General features: G+C 60.7%; 1 protein-coding gene. It reads right to left on the bottom strand.

The window, feature by feature from the left end; translation table 11 throughout:
- Positions 1-53: 53 nt before the first annotated feature.
- Positions 54-758 (bottom strand): IS6 family transposase, encoded by a 705-nt coding sequence (locus OEZ71_RS20215; protein ID WP_263741902.1) that lies wholly within the window; start codon positions 756-758, stop codon positions 54-56.
- Positions 759-815 lie beyond the last annotated feature (57 nt).

Raw genomic sequence — 815 nt, 5'->3', positions numbered from 1 at the left:
GGTGCTGGCAGACAAATGCGAACTCGTCTCTACAAGGACAGGATGGCTGTCCCTTATGCCGCGCCGAGCTGGCGCCACTCGGCGAGAGCGGCGGCGCGGTTCAGTTTGAAATGGACTCGGGAGGAGAGGCTGCGTTCCTGATTGAAGTGATTGGAGACCGAGGCGTGGACGGAGGCAAACTTCTGTAGCGTTCGGATCCGCCGGAAGCGGAGCATCGCCCGCTCTCGTCTTCGGAACGGCTGGTGCGAATTCTCCGCGCGGTTGTTCTCCCAGCGGCCGGTCTCCTGTCTTTCGCTGATGCCGAGTTCACGCAGCGCTGCCCCATAGGATCGCAGACGATCCGTTACGATCTCCTCCGCGCGGCCGTGCCGCTTCAGAGATTTCTTCAGGAATTTCAATGCCACCTTCTTGTCGCGCGTCTTGGTCACGAAGCTCTCAAGAACCTCGCCTTCATGATCGACGGCCCGCCAGAGGTAGTGTCGCTCCCCATTGATCTTCACAAAGACCTCGTCCAGGTGCCAGCGCCAGCGACTTGAGCGCATGCCCCCGACCCGCCGTTTGCGGATCTCCGACGCAAACATCGGGCCAAACCTGTGCCACCAGAACCGCACCGTCTCGTGGCAGATATCGACGCCCCGCTCATGAAGCAGGTCCTCGACGTTCCGGAGCGAAAGAGGAAAGCGGATGTACATCATCACCGCCAGGCGGATGATTTCGGGTGACGTCTTGAAGTACTTGAAGGGCGAGCGTTTGGTCATCGGGGAAGGCTACTCAGCCCCCTGCCCCGCCGCAAGCCAAGTTCTTCTGACACAGCC

The sequence above is a fragment of the Albidovulum litorale genome (genome assembly GCF_025751495.1).
Lineage (GTDB): Bacteria > Pseudomonadota > Alphaproteobacteria > Rhodobacterales > Rhodobacteraceae > Albidovulum > Albidovulum litorale.
This window is presented reverse-complemented; position numbering and strand designations above follow the sequence as displayed.